At 70.0% G+C, this 17,247-nt stretch carries 17 protein-coding genes; 10 read left to right on the forward strand and 7 right to left on the reverse strand.

The features are described 5' to 3' along the window. Nucleotides 1-2: 2 nt before the first annotated feature. The gene (locus FHT26_RS06635) at nucleotides 3-1,565 is read right to left on the reverse strand and encodes a helicase HerA-like domain-containing protein (protein ID WP_168559369.1); all 1,563 of its coding nucleotides are present in this window, start codon (nucleotides 1,563-1,565) and stop codon (nucleotides 3-5) included. A 91-nt stretch (nucleotides 1,566-1,656) separates the two neighbouring features. On the opposite strand from FHT26_RS06635, the gene FHT26_RS06640 reads away from it, so the two are divergent. From FHT26_RS06640 to rng, 8 genes are read left to right on the forward strand one after another with little or no spacing between them, the layout of a single operon-like run. After that, the gene (locus tag FHT26_RS06640; protein WP_168559370.1) at nucleotides 1,657-2,382 is read left to right on the forward strand and encodes a YebC/PmpR family DNA-binding transcriptional regulator; all 726 of its coding nucleotides are present in this window, start codon (nucleotides 1,657-1,659) and stop codon (nucleotides 2,380-2,382) included. A gap of 10 nt (nucleotides 2,383-2,392) precedes the next feature. Next, the gene (purD, locus tag FHT26_RS06645; RefSeq protein WP_168559371.1) at nucleotides 2,393-3,685 is read left to right on the forward strand and encodes a phosphoribosylamine--glycine ligase; all 1,293 of its coding nucleotides are present in this window, start codon (nucleotides 2,393-2,395) and stop codon (nucleotides 3,683-3,685) included. After that, nucleotides 3,682-4,608, forward strand: coding sequence for an oxygen-dependent coproporphyrinogen oxidase (gene hemF / locus FHT26_RS06650; protein ID WP_168559372.1), 927 nt, complete (start codon nucleotides 3,682-3,684; stop codon nucleotides 4,606-4,608). The genes purD and hemF overlap by 4 nt, the downstream gene beginning before the upstream one ends. Beyond that, the gene (gene nadD / locus FHT26_RS06655; RefSeq protein ID WP_210427276.1) at nucleotides 4,605-5,198 is read left to right on the forward strand and encodes a nicotinate-nucleotide adenylyltransferase; all 594 of its coding nucleotides are present in this window, start codon (nucleotides 4,605-4,607) and stop codon (nucleotides 5,196-5,198) included. The genes hemF and nadD overlap by 4 nt, the downstream gene beginning before the upstream one ends. Next, a complete protein-coding gene (rsfS, locus tag FHT26_RS06660) occupies nucleotides 5,199-5,948 on the forward strand; it encodes a ribosome silencing factor (protein ID WP_168559374.1) in 750 nt (249 codons plus the stop codon). Next, nucleotides 5,945-6,412: a 23S rRNA (pseudouridine(1915)-N(3))-methyltransferase RlmH gene (rlmH, locus tag FHT26_RS06665; RefSeq protein ID WP_168559375.1), complete on the forward strand. Its 468-nt coding sequence runs from the start codon at nucleotides 5,945-5,947 to the stop codon at nucleotides 6,410-6,412. Before rsfS ends, rlmH begins: the two co-directional genes overlap by 4 nt. A 12-nt stretch (nucleotides 6,413-6,424) precedes the next feature. Then, entirely contained in the window at nucleotides 6,425-7,027 is a 603-nt protein-coding gene (locus FHT26_RS06670; RefSeq protein WP_168559376.1) for a Maf family protein, read from the forward strand. A gap of 25 nt (nucleotides 7,028-7,052) precedes the next feature. After that, nucleotides 7,053-8,558, forward strand: a complete 1,506-nt coding sequence (rng, locus tag FHT26_RS06675) for a ribonuclease G (RefSeq protein WP_168559377.1) — start codon at nucleotides 7,053-7,055, stop codon at nucleotides 8,556-8,558. Between the two features lie 24 nt (nucleotides 8,559-8,582). Here rng and FHT26_RS06680 read toward each other — a convergent pair whose 3' ends face one another. Together FHT26_RS06680 and FHT26_RS06685 are read right to left on the reverse strand one after the other, a co-directional pair. Further along, nucleotides 8,583-9,293 (reverse strand): class I SAM-dependent methyltransferase, encoded by a 711-nt coding sequence (locus FHT26_RS06680; protein WP_168559378.1) that lies wholly within the window; start codon nucleotides 9,291-9,293, stop codon nucleotides 8,583-8,585. After that, the gene (locus FHT26_RS06685) at nucleotides 9,290-10,402 is read right to left on the reverse strand and encodes a glycosyltransferase WbsX family protein (RefSeq protein ID WP_168559379.1); all 1,113 of its coding nucleotides are present in this window, start codon (nucleotides 10,400-10,402) and stop codon (nucleotides 9,290-9,292) included. The genes FHT26_RS06680 and FHT26_RS06685 overlap by 4 nt, the downstream gene beginning before the upstream one ends. Nucleotides 10,403-10,565: 163 nt before the next feature. Between FHT26_RS06685 and FHT26_RS06690 the strand changes: the two genes are divergently transcribed. Together FHT26_RS06690 and FHT26_RS06695 are read left to right on the forward strand one after the other, a co-directional pair. Continuing rightward, complete coding sequence (locus FHT26_RS06690) at nucleotides 10,566-11,540, forward strand: DUF5672 family protein (RefSeq protein WP_168559380.1); 975 nt, start codon at nucleotides 10,566-10,568, stop codon at nucleotides 11,538-11,540. Further along, nucleotides 11,537-12,640: a glycosyltransferase family 9 protein gene (locus FHT26_RS06695; RefSeq protein ID WP_168559381.1), complete on the forward strand. Its 1,104-nt coding sequence runs from the start codon at nucleotides 11,537-11,539 to the stop codon at nucleotides 12,638-12,640. Before FHT26_RS06690 ends, FHT26_RS06695 begins: the two co-directional genes overlap by 4 nt. Here FHT26_RS06695 and FHT26_RS06700 read toward each other — a convergent pair. Genes FHT26_RS06700 through msbA form a run of 4 tightly spaced genes read right to left on the reverse strand, consistent with a single transcriptional unit; the run spans nucleotide 12,621 to nucleotide 17,210 of the window. Continuing rightward, complete coding sequence (locus tag FHT26_RS06700) at nucleotides 12,621-13,718, reverse strand: glycosyltransferase family 4 protein (protein WP_168559382.1); 1,098 nt, start codon at nucleotides 13,716-13,718, stop codon at nucleotides 12,621-12,623. The genes FHT26_RS06695 and FHT26_RS06700 overlap by 20 nt on opposite strands. Next, nucleotides 13,715-14,596 (reverse strand): glycosyltransferase family protein, encoded by an 882-nt coding sequence (locus tag FHT26_RS06705; protein WP_168559383.1) that lies wholly within the window; start codon nucleotides 14,594-14,596, stop codon nucleotides 13,715-13,717. Before FHT26_RS06705 ends, FHT26_RS06700 begins: the two co-directional genes overlap by 4 nt. Further along, nucleotides 14,593-15,414, reverse strand: a complete 822-nt coding sequence (locus FHT26_RS06710; RefSeq protein ID WP_168559384.1) for a glycosyltransferase family 2 protein — start codon at nucleotides 15,412-15,414, stop codon at nucleotides 14,593-14,595. Before FHT26_RS06710 ends, FHT26_RS06705 begins: the two co-directional genes overlap by 4 nt. Continuing rightward, a complete protein-coding gene (msbA, locus tag FHT26_RS06715) occupies nucleotides 15,411-17,210 on the reverse strand; it encodes a lipid A export permease/ATP-binding protein MsbA (protein WP_168559385.1) in 1,800 nt (599 codons plus the stop codon). The genes FHT26_RS06710 and msbA overlap by 4 nt, the downstream gene beginning before the upstream one ends. Nucleotides 17,211-17,247: the final 37 nt, after the last annotated feature.

Here is a 17,247-nt window from a genome sequence, read left to right on the forward strand (position 1 = left end):
GTTCAACGGCGTTTCGAGCCACCCATCAGGCTGCCCAGCACGCCGCGAATCAGCTCGCGGCCGACGCTGGTGCCGATCGTGCGCACCGCCGACTTCGCCATCGTCTGCGCGAGCCCGTCGTGCTTGCCGCCGCGCGGCCCGGTGGTGCCGAACAGCACGTCATTGAGCATGCCGCCCCAGCCGCCGCCGGCCTCGGCCGGCTGACCGCCGGTCGGCGCGGGCATCGGCGAGGATGTGGCCGACGGCGACGAGGTCGGCGACGGGGCCGGCCGCCCCGCATCGGCGCTTGCGGCCCCACGCCCCTTCAGCTTCTCGTACGCCGACTCCCGGTCGACCGCCTTCTCGTACACCCCGGCCACCAGCGAGTTCGCGACCAGCGCCTGGCGCTGCGCCGGCGTGATCGGCCCGATCTGGCTGCCCGGCGGCAGCACGAACACGCGCTGCGTGACGCTCGGCCGGCCTTTCTCGTCGAGCAGGCTGACCAGCGCCTCGCCGACCGCCAGCTCGGTGATCGCCGTCTCGATGTCGAGCCCCGGGTTCGCGCGCATCGTGCTCGCGGCCGACTTGACCGCCTTCTGGTCGCGCGGCGTGAACGCGCGCAGCGCATGCTGCACCCGGTTGCCGAGCTGGGCCAGCACGGTGTCGGGGATGTCGAGCGGGTTCTGCGTCACGAAGTAGACGCCGACGCCCTTGCTGCGCACCAGCCGCACGACGAGCTCGATGCGCTCGACCAGCGCGGCCGGCGCGTCCTTGAACAGCAGGTGCGCCTCGTCGAAGAAGAACACCAGCTTCGGCTGATCGAGGTCGCCGACCTCGGGCAGCTGCTCGAACAGCTCGGACAGCATCCACAGCAGGAAGGTGGCGTACAGGCGCGGCGCGTTCATCAGCTTGTCGGCGCTGAGCACGTTGACCACGCCCTGGCCATCGACCGTCTGCATGAAGTCGGCGATGTTCAGCATCGGCTCGCCGAAGAACCTGTCGCCGCCCTGTTCGTCGATCTGCAGCAGCCCGCGCTGGATCGCGCCGACGCTGGCGGCGCTGACGTTGCCGTATTCGGTGGTGAACTGGCTCGCGTTCTCGCCGACGTGCTGCAGCATCGCGCGCAGGTCTTTCAGGTCGAGCAGCAGCAGGCCGTTGTCGTCGGCGATCTTGAACACCAGGTTCAGCACGCCGGCCTGTGTCTCGTTGAGCGCCAGCATGCGGGCCAGCAGCAGCGGGCCCATGTCGCTGATCGTGGCGCGCACCGGATGGCCCAGCTCGCCGAACACGTCCCACAGCGTCGCGGGGCAGGCGGCCGACGCGGGTGCGTCGAGCCCGCGTTCCTTCAGCACCGCGGCCAGCTTGTCGCCCACCTTGCCGGCCTGCGTGATGCCGGTCAGGTCGCCCTTCACGTCGGCCATGAACACCGGCACGCCCAGTTTGCTGAAGTTTTCAGCCAGCGTCTGCAGCGTGATCGTCTTGCCGGTGCCGGTGGCGCCGGTGATCAGCCCATGGCGATTCGCCAGCGCCGGCAGCAGGAAACACGCCGCCGTGTCGTGCTTGGCGATCAGGATCGGCTCGGCCATGGGGATCTCCGGTGGGCAGGCAAGTAAAATTGCAGTCTATCCAAGAACATTGCCCACCCGGCTGCCGGCGTGGGTCCTCAGAGGAGCCTTCATGGCCGGACATTCGAAATGGGCCAACATCCAGCACCGCAAGGGGCGCCAGGATGAAAAGCGCGGCAAGATCTGGACACGCGTGATCCGCGAGATCATGGTCGCGGCACGCCAGGGCGGCGGCGACGTCAAGGAAAATCCGCGGCTGCGGCTGGCGGTCGAGAAGGCGAAGGCCGCCAACATGCCGGCCGACACCATCAAGAAGAACATCGACAAGGCCACCGGCAACCTCGAAGGCGTCAGCTACGAGGAAATCCGGTACGAGGGCTACGGCATCGGCGGTGCCGCGGTGATCGTCGACTGCATGACCGACAACCGGGTGCGCACCGTCGCCGAGATCCGCCATGCGTTCAGCAAGTACGGCGGCAACCTCGGCACCGAAGGCTCGGTGGCCTTCCAGTTCAAGCACTGCGGCCAGTTCGTGTTCGCGCCGGGCACGAACGAGGACAAGGTGATGGAAGTCGCCCTCGAAGCCGGTGCCGAAGACGTGGTGACCGACGACGACGGCGCGATCGAGGTGCTGTGCTCGCCGGTCGATTTCGAGGCGGTCAAGGCGGCGCTCGAAGGCGCGGGCCTGAAGCCCGAGGTGGCCGAGGTCACGATGCGTGCCGAGAACACCGTCGACCTGGCCGGCGAAGACGCGCAGCGCATGCAGAAGCTGCTCGACGTGATCGAAGACCTGGACGACACGCAGGATGTCTTCCACAACGCCGTTCTGGGCGAATGAGAGTGAACGCATGAAAGTTCTGGTGATCGGCTCCGGCGGACGCGAACACGCGCTGGCCTGGAAGCTCGCGCAGTCGTCGAAGGTGCAGGTGGTCTACGTCGCGCCGGGCAACGGCGGCACCGCGCTCGATGCGCGGCTGAAGAATGTGGCGATCACCGACGTGAAGGCGCTGGCCGACTTCGCGGTGGCCGAGAAGGTCGCGTTGACGGTGGTCGGACCCGAGGGGCCGCTCGCGGCCGGCGTGGTCGACGAATTCCGCGCCCGCGGCCTGCGGGTGTTCGGCCCGACCCTGGCCGCCGCGCAGCTCGAAAGCTCGAAGGCGTTCGCGAAGGATTTCATGCAGCGCCACGGCATCCCGACCGCGCTGTACGCCACCTTCGACGACCCGAAGGCGGCGCATGCGCACGTCGACAAGCACGGCGCGCCGATCGTGATCAAGGCCGACGGCCTGGCGGCCGGCAAGGGCGTGGTGGTCGCGATGACGCTGGCCGAGGCGCACGAGGCGATCGACTGGATCCTCGGGGGGACCGAGACCGGCAACCGCCTGGGCGTGCAGCACAACGCCGGCGTCGCGCGCGTCGTGATCGAGGAGTTCCTGCAGGGCGAGGAAGCCAGCTTCATCGTGATGTGCGACGGCAAGAACGTGCTGCCGCTCGCGACCAGCCAGGACCACAAGCGGCTGCAGGATGCCGACGTCGGCCCGAACACCGGCGGCATGGGCGCGTACTCGCCGGCACCGGTCGTCACGCCGAACGTGCATGCGAAGGTGATGCACGAGATCATCCTGCCGACCATCGCCGGCATGGCCCGCGACGGCACGCCGTTCACCGGCTTCCTGTACGCCGGGCTGATGATCGACGACGACGGCGCGCCGAAGACGATCGAGTTCAACACCCGGCTGGGCGACCCCGAGACGCAGCCGATCATGATGCGGCTCAAGAGCGACCTGTTCGACGTGATGATGGCCGCGACCGACGGCACGCTCGACCAGGTCGAGCTGCAATGGGACCGGCGCGTCGCGCTGGGCGTCGTGATGGCAGCCGGCGGCTACCCGCTGGACCCGCGCAAGGGCGATGCCATCACCGGGCTGCCGGCCGAGCAGCCGGATGCGATGGTGTTCCATGCCGGCACCGCGCCGGCGGCCGGCGGCGTCGTGACCTCGGGCGGGCGCGTGCTGTGCGTCACCGCGCTCGGCGATTCGACCAAGATGGCGCAGCACCGGGCCTACGAGGCGCTGCAGGGCATCCACTTCGACGGCATGCAGTTCCGCCGCGACATCGGCCACCGCGCCATCAAGCGATGAGCGACACCGGCGCCGTTCGCGAGTACCTGCTTGGCCTGCAGTCGCGCATCATCGGCGCGATGGAGGCCGAGGGTGGCGATTCGTTCGTCACCGACCACTGGGTGCGCGAGCCCGGCGGCAAGCTCGAGGGCGAAGGCCTGTCGCGGCTGGTGGAAGAAGGGCCGCTGCTGGAGCGCGGCGGCTGCAGCTTCTCGCACGTGAAGGGCAAGGTGCTGCCGCCGTCGGCCACGCAGCACCGGCCCGAGCTGGCCGGGGCGCCGTTCGAGGCAATGGGCGTCTCGCTGGTCTTCCACCCGCGCAACCCCTACGTGCCGACCGTGCACATGAACGTGCGGATGCTGGCCGCGCTGCCGGCTGGCGGCGAACCGGTCACCTGGTTCGGCGGCGGCATGGACCTGACGCCGTACTACGGCTTCGAGGAAGACGCGCAGCACTTCCACCGCGTCAACCGCGAGGCGCTCGCGCCCTACGGCGACGACAAGTACCCGCGCTTCAAGCAGTGGTGCGACGAGTATTTCTTCCTGAAGCACCGCAACGAGCCGCGCGGCGTCGGCGGTGTGTTCTTCGACGATTTCTCCGAACTCGGCTTCGAGCGCAGCTTCGAGATGCTGCGCGCGGTCGGCGACGCCTTCGTGCCGGCCTACCTGCCGATCGTGCAGCGCCGCAACGCGACGGCGTTCGGCGAGCGCGAGCGCGATTTCCAGGCCTACCGGCGCGGGCGCTATGTCGAGTTCAACCTGGTGTTCGACCGCGGCACGCTGTTCGGGCTGCAGTCGGGCGGGCGCACCGAATCGATCCTGATGTCGATGCCGCCGCTGGTGAAGTGGCGCTACAACTGGTCGCCCGCAGCCGGCACGCCGGAAGCCCGGCTGTACACCGACTTCCTGCGCCCGCGGGCGTGGGCGGAAGAGACGCCCTCTTGAAGCGCATCGCGCTGTTCGGCGGCAGCTTCGATCCGGTGCACGCGGCGCATGTCGCGCTGGCCCGTGTGGCGTTGTCGCAACTCGGCCTCGACGAATTGCGCTGGGTGCCGGCGGGTCGCCAATGGCAGAAGCACCGCGACCTGACGCCCGCCGCGCATCGCGAAGCGATGGTGCGGCTGGCCATCGCCGACGAGCCGCGCTTCGCGCTCGAAGACTGCGAGCTGCGCCGCAGCGGCGCGAGCTACACCTTCGACACCGTGCGCGCATTGCAGGCCGCCGAGCCGGGCGTCGAGTGGTTCCTGGTGATCGGCCAGGACCAGTACGCCGGGCTGCACAGCTGGGTGCGCTGGCAGGACCTGCTGCAGCGTGTCACGCTCGCGGTCGCGAACCGGCCCGGCGTGACGATGGCAGCGAGCGCCGAGGTGCAGGCGCTGCCGCACCGTGCGGTGCCGCTGCCGATGATGAACGTGTCGTCGACCGAGATCCGTGCCCGCGTGGCCCGGGGACTTGCGGTCGACGATCTGGTGCCCGCCCCCGTGGCGCGCTATATTGCCCAACACGCCCTATACAGAGGCGATCTCAGGAGTTGAATGGACATCCGAAAACTGCAGCGCGCCATCGTCGATGGTCTGGAAGACGTGAAGGCACAGAACATCCTGGTCTTCAACACCGAGCATCTTTCACCGCTCTTCGAGCGCGTGATCATCGCGTCGGGCACCTCGAACCGCCAGACCAAGGCCCTCGCAGCCAGCGTGCGTGATGCGGTGAAATCGGGCGGCTTCCCGGTGTTGCGCACCGAGGGCGAGGACAACGGCGAATGGATCATCGTCGACTGCGGCGCCGCCGTCGTCCACGTGATGCAACCCTCGATCCGCGAGTACTACCACCTCGAGGAAATCTGGGGCGACAAGCCGATCAAGCTGAAGGTCGACAGCGCGCCGGCGAAGCTCGTGAAGGCCGAAGAGCCTGTCGCGAAGAAGGCGGCCGCGAAGAAGGCGCCGGCGAAGAAGGCCGCGGCCGGCAAGGCCCCTGCCAAGGCCCCGGCCAGGACGGCAGCAGCCAAGGCGCCGGCCCGGAAGGCCGCCCCGGCCAAGGCACCGGCACGCAAGGCCGCACCGGCGAGGACGGGCGGCGTGACGCGCACGGTCGGTGTCAAGAGCGCGGCACCGGCGAAGAAGGCGGCGGCCAAGTCGGCACCGGCCAAGGTCGTGGTCAAGAAGGTCGTCGCCAAGCCGGTCGCGGCCCGCAAGGCGCCGGCGAAGGCGGCACCTGCGAAGGCTGCAGCTGCGAAGAAGGCTCCCGCCCGGAAAGCGCCGGCCAAGAAGACCTCGCGCGCGTGAAGCTGCTGCTGGTCGCGGTCGGCCAGCGCCAGCCGTCTTGGGCCGAGACGGCCTATGACGACTTCGCGAAGCGCTTTCCACCGGAAATGCGCCTCGAGCTGAAGGCGGTCAAGGCCGAGACCCGCGGCTCGCGCACCGCCGAGCAGATGATGGCGGCCGAAGCCGCGCGCATCGAGGCGGCGCTGCCGAAGGGCGTGCGCCGCGTCGTGCTCGACGAGCGCGGCGACCGGCTGACCAGCGTGCAGCTGGCGGCCCGCATGAAGGCCTGGCTGCCCGACGGGCGCGACGTCGCCTTCCTGGTCGGTGGCCCCGACGGGCTCGATGCCGACCTGAAGCGCAGTGCCGACGAGACGATGCGCCTGTCCGACCTGACGCTGCCGCATGCCTTCGCCCGCGTGCTGCTGGCCGAGGCGCTGTACCGCGCCTGGACGCTGACGGTGAACCACCCTTACCACCGCGAGTAGCCGTCCCCCGGAATGCACGACTTCATCTATCTCGCGTCGCAGAGCCCGCGCCGCCGCCAGCTGCTCGACCAGATCGGCGTGCGCCACGAACTGCTGCTGCCCGGTGCCGACGAAGACGCCGAGGCGCTCGAAGCCGAGCGGCCCGGCGAGCTGCCGGCCGACTACGTCGAGCGGGTGACGCTGGCCAAGCTGGCCGCAGCGCGCAAGCGCCATGCGGCGCGCGGGCTGCCGGCTGCGCCGATCCTGTGCTCCGACACCACGGTCGCGGTGGGCCGGCGCATCCTCGGCAAGCCGGCCGATGCCGACGACGCGCGCCGCGTGCTCGAACGGCTGTCGGGCCGCACGCACCGCGTGCTGACCGCGGTGGCGCTGGCCAGTGGCCGGCGCCGCGAGCTGCTGGTCAACGTCTCGCGCGTCGACGTGGCGCCGCTGCCGGCGGCATGGATCGACGCCTACGTCGCGAGCGGCGAGCCGTTCGGCAAGGCCGGCTCGTACGCGATCCAGAGCGCGATGGCCGGCTGGATCCGCCGCATCGCCGGCAGTCACTCCGGTATCATGGGTTTGCCCCTGTACGAAACGGCCCAACTGCTGAGACAAGCGCGCGTCAGGTTCTGACGCCGCCGCCGCAACAAGAGCGCCCATGCAAGACATCCTCATCAACTGGGCACCCCAGGAGACCCGTGTCGCGGTCGTCGAGAACGGCGCGGTGCAGGAACTCCACCTCGAACGCACGCTCGAACGCGGCCTCGTCGGCAACATCTACGCCGGCCGCGTCGCCCGCGTGCTGCCGGGCATGCAATCGGCCTTCATCGACATCGGCCTCGAACGCGCGGCCTTCCTGCATGTGGCCGACGTGCACGTCGCCGGCAGCAGCCCGCGCAACGACCACGCGCCGGGCGCCGCGCCGCCGCTGCCGATCGAGCGGCTGGTGTTCGAAGGCCAGACGCTGACCGTGCAGGTCATCAAGGACCCGATCGGCACCAAGGGCGCGCGGCTGTCCACGCAGATCAGCATCGCCGGGCGCATGCTGGTGTTCCTGCCGCAGGACGACCACCTCGGCATCTCGCAGAAGATCGGCTCGCACGAGCTGCGCGACCAGCTGCGCACCCGCATGAACGAGCTGACCGGCAAGACCGAAGGTGGGCAACCGCCGGCCACGCCGTATGCCGGCGGCGGCTTCATCCTGCGCACCAACGCCGAGGACGCTACCGACGTCGAACTGGCCGACGACATCGCCTACCTGCGCAAGACCTGGGGCACGATCCGCGAACGCAGCTTCAAGTCGCCACCCGGCACGCTGCTGCACCAGGACCTGAGCCTGGTCGAGCGCGTGCTGCGCGACCTCGTGAACGACGCGACGCAGTCGATCCGCATCGATTCGCTGATGCAGTACGAGCAACTGCTCGCGTTCGGCGGCGAGTACACGCCGGGCTCGGTCGGCAAGCTGCAGCATTACAAGGGCGAACGGCCGATCTTCGACCTGTACAACATCGACGAGGAGATCGCGCGGGCGCTGGCGCGGCGCGTCGACCTGAAGTCGGGTGGCTACCTGATCATCGACCAGACCGAGGCGCTGACGACGATCGACGTGAACACCGGCGGCTATGTCGGGGCGCGCAACTTCGACGACACGATCTTCAAGACCAACCTCGAGGCCGCGCAGGCCATCGCGCGCCAGCTGCGGCTGCGCAACCTCGGCGGCATCATCATCATCGACTTCATCGACATGGCGCGCGACGAGCACCAGGGCACGGTGCTCGGCGAGCTGCGCAAGCAGCTGTCGCGCGACCGCACCAAGATCACGGTGAGCGGTTTCACGCAGCTCGGGCTGGTGGAAATGACGCGCAAGCGCACCCGCGAATCGCTCGCGCACATGCTGTGCGAGCCGTGCCCTACCTGCGGCGGCAAGGGCCAGGTGAAGACGCCGCGCAGCGTGTGCTACGACATCCTGCGCGAGATCCTGCGCGAGGCGCGGCAGTTCGACCCGAAGGAGTTCCGCGTGATCGCGGCACCGGCGGTGGTCGAGATGCTGCTCGACGAGGAGAGCCAGCACCTGGCCGGCCTGAGCGATTTCATCGGCAAGCCGATCTCGCTGCAGGCGGAGGCGGCGGGCTCGCCGGAGGCCTACGACATCGTGCTGATGTAGCGCCGGCCGGGACCCTCCGGCGGCTCACTTCACCGCCTCGAACTCCCACAGCAGGTGCGCCTTGCGGCGCTCGTTGATCCCGTGGTCCTTGCCGCGCAGCAGCCGCACGGCGTCGCGCAGCGTGTACGCGATCCAGCGCAGCGGCTGGCGGCGCTTGCGGCGCTGGCGCTCCAGCGCCTCGCGCTCGGCGGCTTTCTCCGGCCCGGTGAAGTCCAGGTTGTGGTGCCGCACCCAGTGCGCGCGCACCAGCCGGAAGCGCCCCTCGAAGCCGTAGATGCGACCGAACGGCGTCTCGCCGCAGAAGTACTCGTGCGTGCGGTCGGTGATGATGTTGACGTGCGTCGGATCCTGGAAAGCCTCCGGCTGCGGGTAGGCCGGCGTCACCGCGTACAGCCTCCCGCCCGGCGCCAGCACGCGCCAGATCTCGTTCATCAGCGCGATGAACGGCAGGATGGTGCGACGCTCGTCGGGCACGGCCAGCACGCGCGGGATGTGCTCGATGAAGTCGAAGGCCGAGACCGAGCCGAACATGCCGTCGGGGTACGGAATCGGGTCGAGCGCCAGGTTGGCGACTCGCGATTCGAAATCGGGCGTCGGCGGCAGCGGCCGGATGTCGACCCCGAACAACCGCTGCTGGCGGTAGGGGTTGCGCGGGAACTTGCCGCAGCCCAGGTCCAGGTGGGTGTCCGGCAGGCCGCCGGGCAGGGTCGGGTGGGCGGCGGATGCGTTCGTCATGGCGTGTTGTTCCCGCGTGGGGTGTGGGTGAGTTCGGCAACGATGTCCAGCAACTGCATGCCGTGGTGGGTGTCGGGCTCCAGGTAGGTGCCCTCGGCCCATTCGTTCCACGCATTGAAGAACACGAACGGCGCGCCGCTGCTGCGTGCCTTCTGCAGTTGCGCGGCCAGGCCGCGGCGGAAGGTGCGCAGGCTGAAGTTGCGCAGCACCAGGCCGTGCGCGCCGCGGCGCGCGCTGTTGTCCCAGTCGGCGAACGCGCCGGGGTAGGTGCCCGCCGCCAGCGGACGGCGCCGGATCAGCTGCCACAGGCGACCGTAGTCGTGGCTGTCGAGGCGGTGCGAGCGTGCCTCGGGCGACAGCCAGTGGCACAGCTTCGCCACCTGGCGCGAGATGCGCTGGCGCATGCGGTACCCCCTCGGCTGGTCGTGCTTCAGCGTGTACATCGGCTCGAACTGGACCTGGGCATCCGCCAACCGGCTCTGCGCACCCGCGACGTAGGCCGTCTGCATCGCGACGACGTGCAAGCCCGGCAGGCCGGCCTCGGCCGCCAGCGCCCGCCAGCGCGCCAGCATCGGCTCGAAGGTCGGAATGCTCTCGCAGCGGTAGACCAGCAGCATCGGCCGGCCGTCGACGCGGATGTAGCGCGGGTCGCGGAAGCTGCGCAGCAGGCTGGCGAAATGCAGGTCCCAGTCGGGCTCGTCGCCATACGACTGCGGCATCAGCACGTCGCGCTCGCCGCCGTCCCAGGCGCGGGTCCACGGTTCGTTGGCCCACGCGAGGCAGAACGGGAAGTCGGGGCGGCCCTCGTCGAGCAACGCCTCGATCGGGCGTTCGAGCAACTGCTTGCCGTTGAACCAGTAGTGGTAGTAGCAGAAGCCGTGCACGCCGTGGCGGCGCGCCAGGTCGGCCTGCCATTCGCGTGTCTCGCGCTGCATCAAGTCGTAGTAGCGGTCGCCGGCGGGAACGCGCGGCTGCCGGTGCCCGCGGTAGAGCGGCTTCGCACGCCGGACGTTGGTCCATTCGGTGAAGCCCTGGCCCCACCAGCGGTTGTTCTCTTCGATCTCGTGAAACTGCGGCAGGTGGAAGGCAATGATCTTCGGTTCGGACATCGGATGACAGCGGAATCGGCTTTGTTTCTTCGGATGTCGAAGTCTAGTGGTTGTCGCTGCCGCCTCCTGCATCCAGCTTGACGACGACAGGACACGGACAATCCGCCGACAATCCGTCGCAGCTTGCCGATTCTTTTTCCCGTATTCCGACGATGGCGCCCACATGACCTCCTTGAGCCTGCCGCAGGTGACCCTCTGCTGTGTCGACTCGACCCCGCGACTCGACTGGTCGCTGAAGGCCTTGCGGCGCTGCCTCGCGCAGGTGTCGTTCGGCGATGCCTTCCTGTGCACGGACCGCGCTTCGCTGGCCGGCCAGGCGCTGCCCGACGGGCTGCGCTGGATCGAGATCGCGCCGCTGGACGGCATCGAGGTCTATTCCGATTTCATGATCAAGGGGCTCGCGCCGCACCTGCGCACCAGCCACCTGCTGGTGGTGCAGTGGGACGGCTACGTGCTGAACCCGTCGGCCTGGCGCGACGAGTTCCTGTCGGTCGACTACATCGGCGCGCCGTGGAACCACATCCCGCAGCCGTGGAAGGTCGGCAACGGCGGCTTCTCGCTGCGCTCCGCGCGGCTGCTGCAGGCGCTGCAGGATCCGGCGTTCGTGCCGGCCCATCCGGAAGACCTCTACATCTGCAAGACGCAGCGGACGGCGCTCGAGGCCCGCGGGCTGCGCTTCGCGCCGCTCGAGATGGCCGAACGCTTCGCGGTCGAGGACGGCGCGCTGTCGGCCGGGGTGTTCGGCTTCCACGGGCCGTACCACCTGCCGGCCCTGCTGCCGCCCGCCGAGGTGCTGGCCTTCGTCGAATCGCTGCCCACCCGCGCGCTGCGGGCGCACTACTTCGGCAGCCTGCTGCGCGAACTGGTGCGCGGCGCGCGGCGCGATCCGGCGCTGCAGCCGGCGCTGGCGGCCTTCGAGCGGCTGGTGCTGCGGGCGATCGACGAGTTCGACGACCCGGCCAGCCTGTCGCCGCAGGCGCTCGGCATGCTGAAGGCACTGATCCGCCACGGCCCGCATGCGGCTGCCGCCCGGCTGCTGGCGCGCCGGCGCGCGGCCTCGGGCCGGCGTTTCGGCGAGCCGAAGCTGTGGCTGCGCCTGCAATACAACGCACTGCGCGCGGCAGTGCAGGCCCGATGACGGCCGCGCCGGGCCTGCTCGCGCGCTATGCGGCCGCGACCTGGACGCCGCCGTTCCCGCAGGCGCTGCCCTCCAACGCGGCGGACTACGCGGCGCGCGCGTCGCGCTGGAAGGTGGCCCGCCGCCGTGCGCTGCGCGAGCTGAACCTCGCGCTGCACGGGCAGGGCCCGCTGCTGCGGCAGCACATCGACCCGGCGCAGCACCGCCGCATCCTGTGGATCCACCAGGGCACGCCGCAGGTCGGCGATTCGCTGATGGACCTGGCGGCGCGGGTGCTGCTGCAAGGGCGGGTCGCGCGGCTCGACCTGCTGACCGATGCGCACCTGCTGCCGCTGTACCGCAGCGATGCGGTGTTCTCGAACGTCGCCTCGTCGGCGCACGAGCTGCCCGCCGACGGCTACGACCTGGTGATGCTGCACAGCATGTCGTCGCGCTCGGTGCGCGACAAGCTGAAGTACTTCCGCCGCGTGCCGTTCGTGCACGTGCAGGGCTGCTACACCGGCCCGGAATTCAACCGCACGCTGTTCGGCTTCTACCGGCTGGCCCAGTTGATGGGCTTGCCGGGCGCGGCGCTCGAGGCGGTGGCCCGGCCGACGATGCAGGCGTCGCATGCCGCGCATGCCGCGATCGCCGCGCTCGCGATCCCGCCGGGCGCGATCGCGGTCGCGCTCGGCGGCGTGCGCGACTGGCGTACCTACACCCGCTGGATCGACGTGTTGCGCGGGCTGGCCGCGACCGGCCGGGTGCCGCGCGTGGTGCTGATCGGCGCCGACAACGGCCTCGCGATGCGCGACGCGATCGTCGCCGCCGAGATCGGCCTGCCGCTGATCGACCGCGTCGGCCGCCACAGCCTCCCCGAGGTGCACGAACTGATCGGCCGCTGCGCGCTCGCGCTGTGCGCCGACGGCGGCCTGCTGCACGTGGCCCACACCACCGACACGCCGGTGGTCGCGCTGTTCGCCGGCGAGATCCTGCCGGACTACCGGGTCACGTCGGCCAACCGGACCACGTCGCTGCATGGCCCGCGGCAGGTCGACGACATCGACCCCGACGCGGTGCTCGCCGCGGCGCTGGCCTGCCTCAACGCGGCGCCGCGCTGACGGCCGCATCGACGGGCCCCAGCAGGCGCCGGTAGATCGCGAGGTAGGCCTCGGCCGCGCGGTCCCAGCGGAACTGCGCCGCATGGGCGCGGATCGCCAACCCCTCGCGCAGCAGGCGCGGGGTGTCGGTCTCGATGGTGCGGCGCATCGCCGCCGGCTCGAAACTGTCGAAGTAGCCGGCGTGCGGGCCGCCGACCTCCGGCAGGCTGGTCAGCCGCGACAGGAACACCGGCTTGCCGAAGTGCATCGCCTCGAGCGGCGGCAGCCCGAAGCCTTCGGTCAGCGACGGAAACACGAAGGCCTGGCAGTGCGCGTACAGCCAGGTCTTCTGAGCGTCGCTCACTTCCTGCACCACCGTCACGTTCGCGAGCCCGCGCTCGCGCACCTGGGCCGCGAGCCGGTCCGAGTCGCCGGTGCGCGGCCCGGCGAGCACCAGTGCCTGCTGCGGCCACAGCGCGGCCATCTCCACCAGGCTCTGCGGGTTCTTCGACTTCGCCATGCGGCTCAGGTGCAGCAGGTAGCGGCCCGGCAGGATGCCGGGCACGGCGTCCTGCGCATGGGTGTTCAGGTCGCGCGCGCCGTTCGGGATCACGCTGATCGGGCCGGTCCAGCCGAGGTGGCGGCGGATGTCGCCCTCGACGTGGTGCGTCAGCGTCGTCACCTCGTCGAAGTGGCGCAGCCGGCGGCGCAGCTTGTCGAGCGCCTTGCGGGCGGCCGGTTCGGCGTCGTGGTAGACCGGGTTCAGGTCGTGGATGGTCAGCAGCGCCTGCCGCGTGCCGAGCGGCGGGATGATGCGGCCGAGCTGGTTCAGCCCGTGCCAGACGTCGAAGCGCTCCAGCCCCTGCCAGTGCCAGTAGCCCTGCAGCTTGCGGGTGGCCAGGTAGCCGACCTGGTCGCCGAAGCGGCCATGCCAGCGCGCCGGCATGTGCAGGTGGAACTGCACGCCGTGCTGCTCGCGCCATGCGGGTGCCACGCGCGCGACGTGCTCGCAGACCTGGGTCGAGAACTCGCCGAGCCCGTCGCTCAGCGAATCGATCATGCCGAGGCTGATGCCGATGCGGTGTCGAGGGGGCGTCATGCCACCAGTCGGTAGTGCTTGCGGCTCAGGTCGACCCCCAGCAGCCGCTCGACGCGCATCGACCACCGGTGCTTGCGCTCGCGGCCGGTCAGCACGTGCGCCGGGTCGGGCGCGAAGTGCTGCTCGGCTTCGTCGCGCAGCCAGTCGGCCATCAGTGCCGGGTGCGTGCCGGTGTACGGCACCAGCGACTGCGGATCGATGTTGCCGTAGTGCACCTTCGGCGCGCCGTGCGACCAGTACTTGCTCACCTGGTCGAGCTTGGCCTGCATGTAGTCGGTGCGGCGCACGTGGCCGTAGTGGTAGATGTGCGCGTTGGCCAGTGCCGCGTTCGGGTGGCGGCCGCGGCGGTGCTTGTCCATCACGACCCAGAACTGGCCGTCGGGCGCGTAGCTGCGGATCGTGTTGCGGATCAGCCGGCATTCGCGCCGGTACCAGGCGGGGCTGGTCGCCAGCCAGTGCGGCGAGCCGTAGAAGTGCAGGTAGTCGAACACCAGCGCCTCGATGCGCCGGTCGGCATGGTGGCGCTCGACCGACGCGCGGATCGCCGCCAGCTCGGCCTCGTGCAGCACCTCGTCGCCCTCGAGGTAGAAGGCCCAGTCGCCGGTGCAGGCGTACTGCGCGATCATCTTCTGCTGCGCGTAGACGAAGCCGCGCGACTCCATGCGCTCGTTCCACACGGTGTCGATCAGCCGGATCTTCGGATCGCCGATCGCCAGCAGCCGCTCTCGGGTGTCGTCCTCGCCGCGGCCGACCGCGATCACGAACTCGTCGACCAGCGGCAGCAGCGAGCGCACCGAGGCTTCGAACGGGAAGCCGAGCTTGACCCCGTTGCGCAGGAAGGTGAAGCCGCTGATGGAGGCCACTGCAGCGGCCGTCATGAAGCGTCCGCCGACAGGCGTGCCAGTTCGGCCGCACTCCACTTCCTGTCGATCGGGATCAGGCGCGTGGCGTCCGCGAAGGCCGGCGGGCGGGCCCGCAAGGTCACGCGGATGTAGTGGTGCACGAACACGTCGAGCGCGATGTGCAGCGGGCGGATGTCGCCGACCTCGACCGCGCGCTTCTTGGCGCGCAGGAACAGGTCGGCATCGGCGGCCTGGATGCGCTCGTCCCACAGCCCGATGCGGTCGATCGCGCGCCGGTTCATCAGCACCGAATTGCCGACGTAGCCTTCGATCACCAGGCCTTCGAACTGCTCGGCGCGCTCGCGGCAGAAGCGCTCCCAGTCGCCGTACATCCAGCGGTGCGACAGGCCGAGCCACGGCTGCTTCGCGCCGAAGAAGCGCACCGGCAGCGACGCGCGCTTCCAGCGCCGGCGCAGCGCGTGCGTCGCCTCGGGCGTCTCGATGCGCTCGATGCCGCAGACCGTCAGCGCGTCCAGCCCGTGCAGTTCGGCGTTGGCGACGAGGCGGCTGTCCCAGTCCGGCGGCACGACGATGTCGTTGTTCAGGAACGCGAGCCAGTCGCCCTGCGCCGCCGCGATGCCCTGGTTCTGCGTGTACGGGTAGGAGAAGTTCTGCGCATTGCGGATCACCTTGGCGCCGACCGATTCGAAGAACTCGGCCGAGCCGTCGGTCGACGCGTTGTCGATGATGATCAACTCCGACGGCAGCCGCGTGCAGCGCTGCAGGTGCTCGACGAACCAGCGGTTCATCTCCAGCTGGTTGTGCACGGCGGTGATGATGCTCAGTCGGGTCATCCTCGGGTCTCCGGTGGCGCGGCGTGGGGGGTCCGGAATTGCAGCGAATGCAGGTGCGCGAACAGCCCGCCCTGGGCGATCAGCTCGGCGTGCGTGCCTTGCTCGACGACGCGGCCGCCCTCGAGCACCAGCACGCGGTCGGCGGCCTTGATGGTCGACAGCCGGTGTGCGATCACGAGGCTGGTGCGGCCCTTCATCAGGCGGTCGAGGGCCTCCTGCACCAGGCGCTCGGATTCGGAATCGAGGGCCGAGGTGGCTTCGTCGAGGATCAGGATCGGCGCGTCCTTGTAGATCGCGCGGGCGATCGCGAGGCGCTGCCGCTGGCCGCCCGACAGCTGGTTGCCGTTGTGGCCGATCATCGTGTCCAGCCCCTGCGGCATCTCGTCGACGAACTTCAGCAGGTTGGCCCCGCGCAGGGCTTCGCGCACGCGGGCGGTGTCGATGGTGCGCGCTTCGTCGGGGCCGGTGTCGCCGAGCGCGACGTTGGCCGCGACGGTGTCGTTGAACAGCACCACGTCCTGGCTCACCAGCGCGAACTGGCGGCGCAGCGCGACCATGTCCCACTCGCGCAGAGGCCGGTCATCGAGCAGCAGCTCGCCGTCGCTCGGCTCCAGGAAGCGCGGCAGCAGGTTCACCAGCGTCGTCTTGCCGGCGCCCGACGGCCCGACCAGCGCGACCGTCTCGCCGATGTCCAGCCGCAGGTTCACGTCGACCAGCGCCGGCGCCTGGTCGGTCTTGTAGCGCAGGCCGACGTGGCGCATCTCGATGCGGCCCTGGGCGCGTCCCGGATCGTGGCTGCCGCCTTGCTCGACCGGTGCGTCGGTGATCAGCGCGACGCCGCGCTCCAGCGCCGCCAGCCCGCGGGTGATCGGCCCGGCCACCTCCGACAGGTGCTTGATCGGCGCCAGCAGCATCAGCATGCTGGTGATGAAGGCCGCGAAGCTGCCCGCGGTGCTGCCGGAGTGGGTGCTCTGCCACAGCGCCGCGACGATCACCGCCGACAGGCCGCAGGCGGCGATCATCTGGGTCACCGGGGTCATCGTCGCGGCGGCCATCGTCGACTTGATCGACAGCCGGCGCAGCGTGTCGCTGAGCGCGCGGAAGCGCCCGGCCTGGCCGGCCTCGGCGCCGTGCAGCCGCACGATGCGCCAGGCGAGCACGTTTTCCTCGACCACGTAGGCGAGCTGGTCGGTGGCCTGCTGGCCCTCGACCGTCAGGCGGTGCAGCCGCTTGCTGAGGATGCGCATCACGAAGGCGACCGCCGGCACCAGCACGCCGACGAACAGCGTCAGCTGCCAGTTCACCCACAGCAGGTAGGCCAGCAGCGCGACCAGCGTGGCCGAATCGCGCACCAGCGTCATCACCGAGCCGACCAGCAGGCCGGCGCCGCCCTGCACCTCGTAGGTGAGCGTGTTGGTCAGGCTGCTGGCGGTGCTGTGGCTGAAGAGGGTCGGCTGCACCGTCATCAGGCGCTGGAACATCGCGGTGCGCAGCGCCTGCGTGCCGCGGTTGGCCGACCAGGCCAGCCCGTACTGCGCGACCAGCCCGGCGACGCCGCGGATGAAGAACAGCCCGATGATCGCCACCGGCACCGTCCACAGCGGAATGCCGTCGGCGGTGAAGCCCTTGTCGAGCAGCGGCTTCATCAGCGCCGGGATCACCGGCTCGGTCAGCGCGCCGATGATCGAGCCGACGATCATCAGGACGAAGCCCTTGCCGCTGTCGGCGAAATAGGGCGCCAGGCGCTTCAGGCGGGATCGCAGTGGCAGGGCCGGGGGCAGGGTGGGGGTGCTCATTCCGGGCGCATTATCGTTCGCCGGCACTGCCTACAAT

It is taken from the genome of Rhizobacter sp. SG703, from assembly GCF_012275445.1.
Lineage (GTDB): Bacteria > Pseudomonadota > Gammaproteobacteria > Burkholderiales > Burkholderiaceae_C > Rhizobacter.

Coding starts and splice junctions, on each gene's coding strand:
- FHT26_RS06670 (WP_168559376.1), top strand. CDS start 6,425: ATGCACGACTTCATCTATCTCGCGTCGCAGAGCCCGCGCCGCCGCCAG.
- FHT26_RS06695 (WP_168559381.1), top strand. CDS start 11,537: ATGACGGCCGCGCCGGGCCTGCTCGCGCGCTATGCGGCCGCGACCTGG.
- FHT26_RS06680 (WP_168559378.1), bottom strand. CDS start 9,293: ATGACGAACGCATCCGCCGCCCACCCGACCCTGCCCGGCGGCCTGCCG.
- FHT26_RS06690 (WP_168559380.1), top strand. CDS start 10,566: ATGACCTCCTTGAGCCTGCCGCAGGTGACCCTCTGCTGTGTCGACTCG.
- rng (WP_168559377.1), top strand. CDS start 7,053: ATGCAAGACATCCTCATCAACTGGGCACCCCAGGAGACCCGTGTCGCG.
- FHT26_RS06710 (WP_168559384.1), bottom strand. CDS start 15,414: ATGACCCGACTGAGCATCATCACCGCCGTGCACAACCAGCTGGAGATG.
- hemF (WP_168559372.1), top strand. CDS start 3,682: ATGAGCGACACCGGCGCCGTTCGCGAGTACCTGCTTGGCCTGCAGTCG.
- FHT26_RS06705 (WP_168559383.1), bottom strand. CDS start 14,596: ATGACGGCCGCTGCAGTGGCCTCCATCAGCGGCTTCACCTTCCTGCGC.
- rsfS (WP_168559374.1), top strand. CDS start 5,199: ATGGACATCCGAAAACTGCAGCGCGCCATCGTCGATGGTCTGGAAGAC.
- FHT26_RS06635 (WP_168559369.1), bottom strand. CDS start 1,565: ATGGCCGAGCCGATCCTGATCGCCAAGCACGACACGGCGGCGTGTTTC.
- FHT26_RS06685 (WP_168559379.1), bottom strand. CDS start 10,402: ATGTCCGAACCGAAGATCATTGCCTTCCACCTGCCGCAGTTTCACGAG.
- FHT26_RS06700 (WP_168559382.1), bottom strand. CDS start 13,718: ATGACGCCCCCTCGACACCGCATCGGCATCAGCCTCGGCATGATCGAT.
- msbA (WP_168559385.1), bottom strand. CDS start 17,210: ATGAGCACCCCCACCCTGCCCCCGGCCCTGCCACTGCGATCCCGCCTG.
- purD (WP_168559371.1), top strand. CDS start 2,393: ATGAAAGTTCTGGTGATCGGCTCCGGCGGACGCGAACACGCGCTGGCC.
- FHT26_RS06640 (WP_168559370.1), top strand. CDS start 1,657: ATGGCCGGACATTCGAAATGGGCCAACATCCAGCACCGCAAGGGGCGC.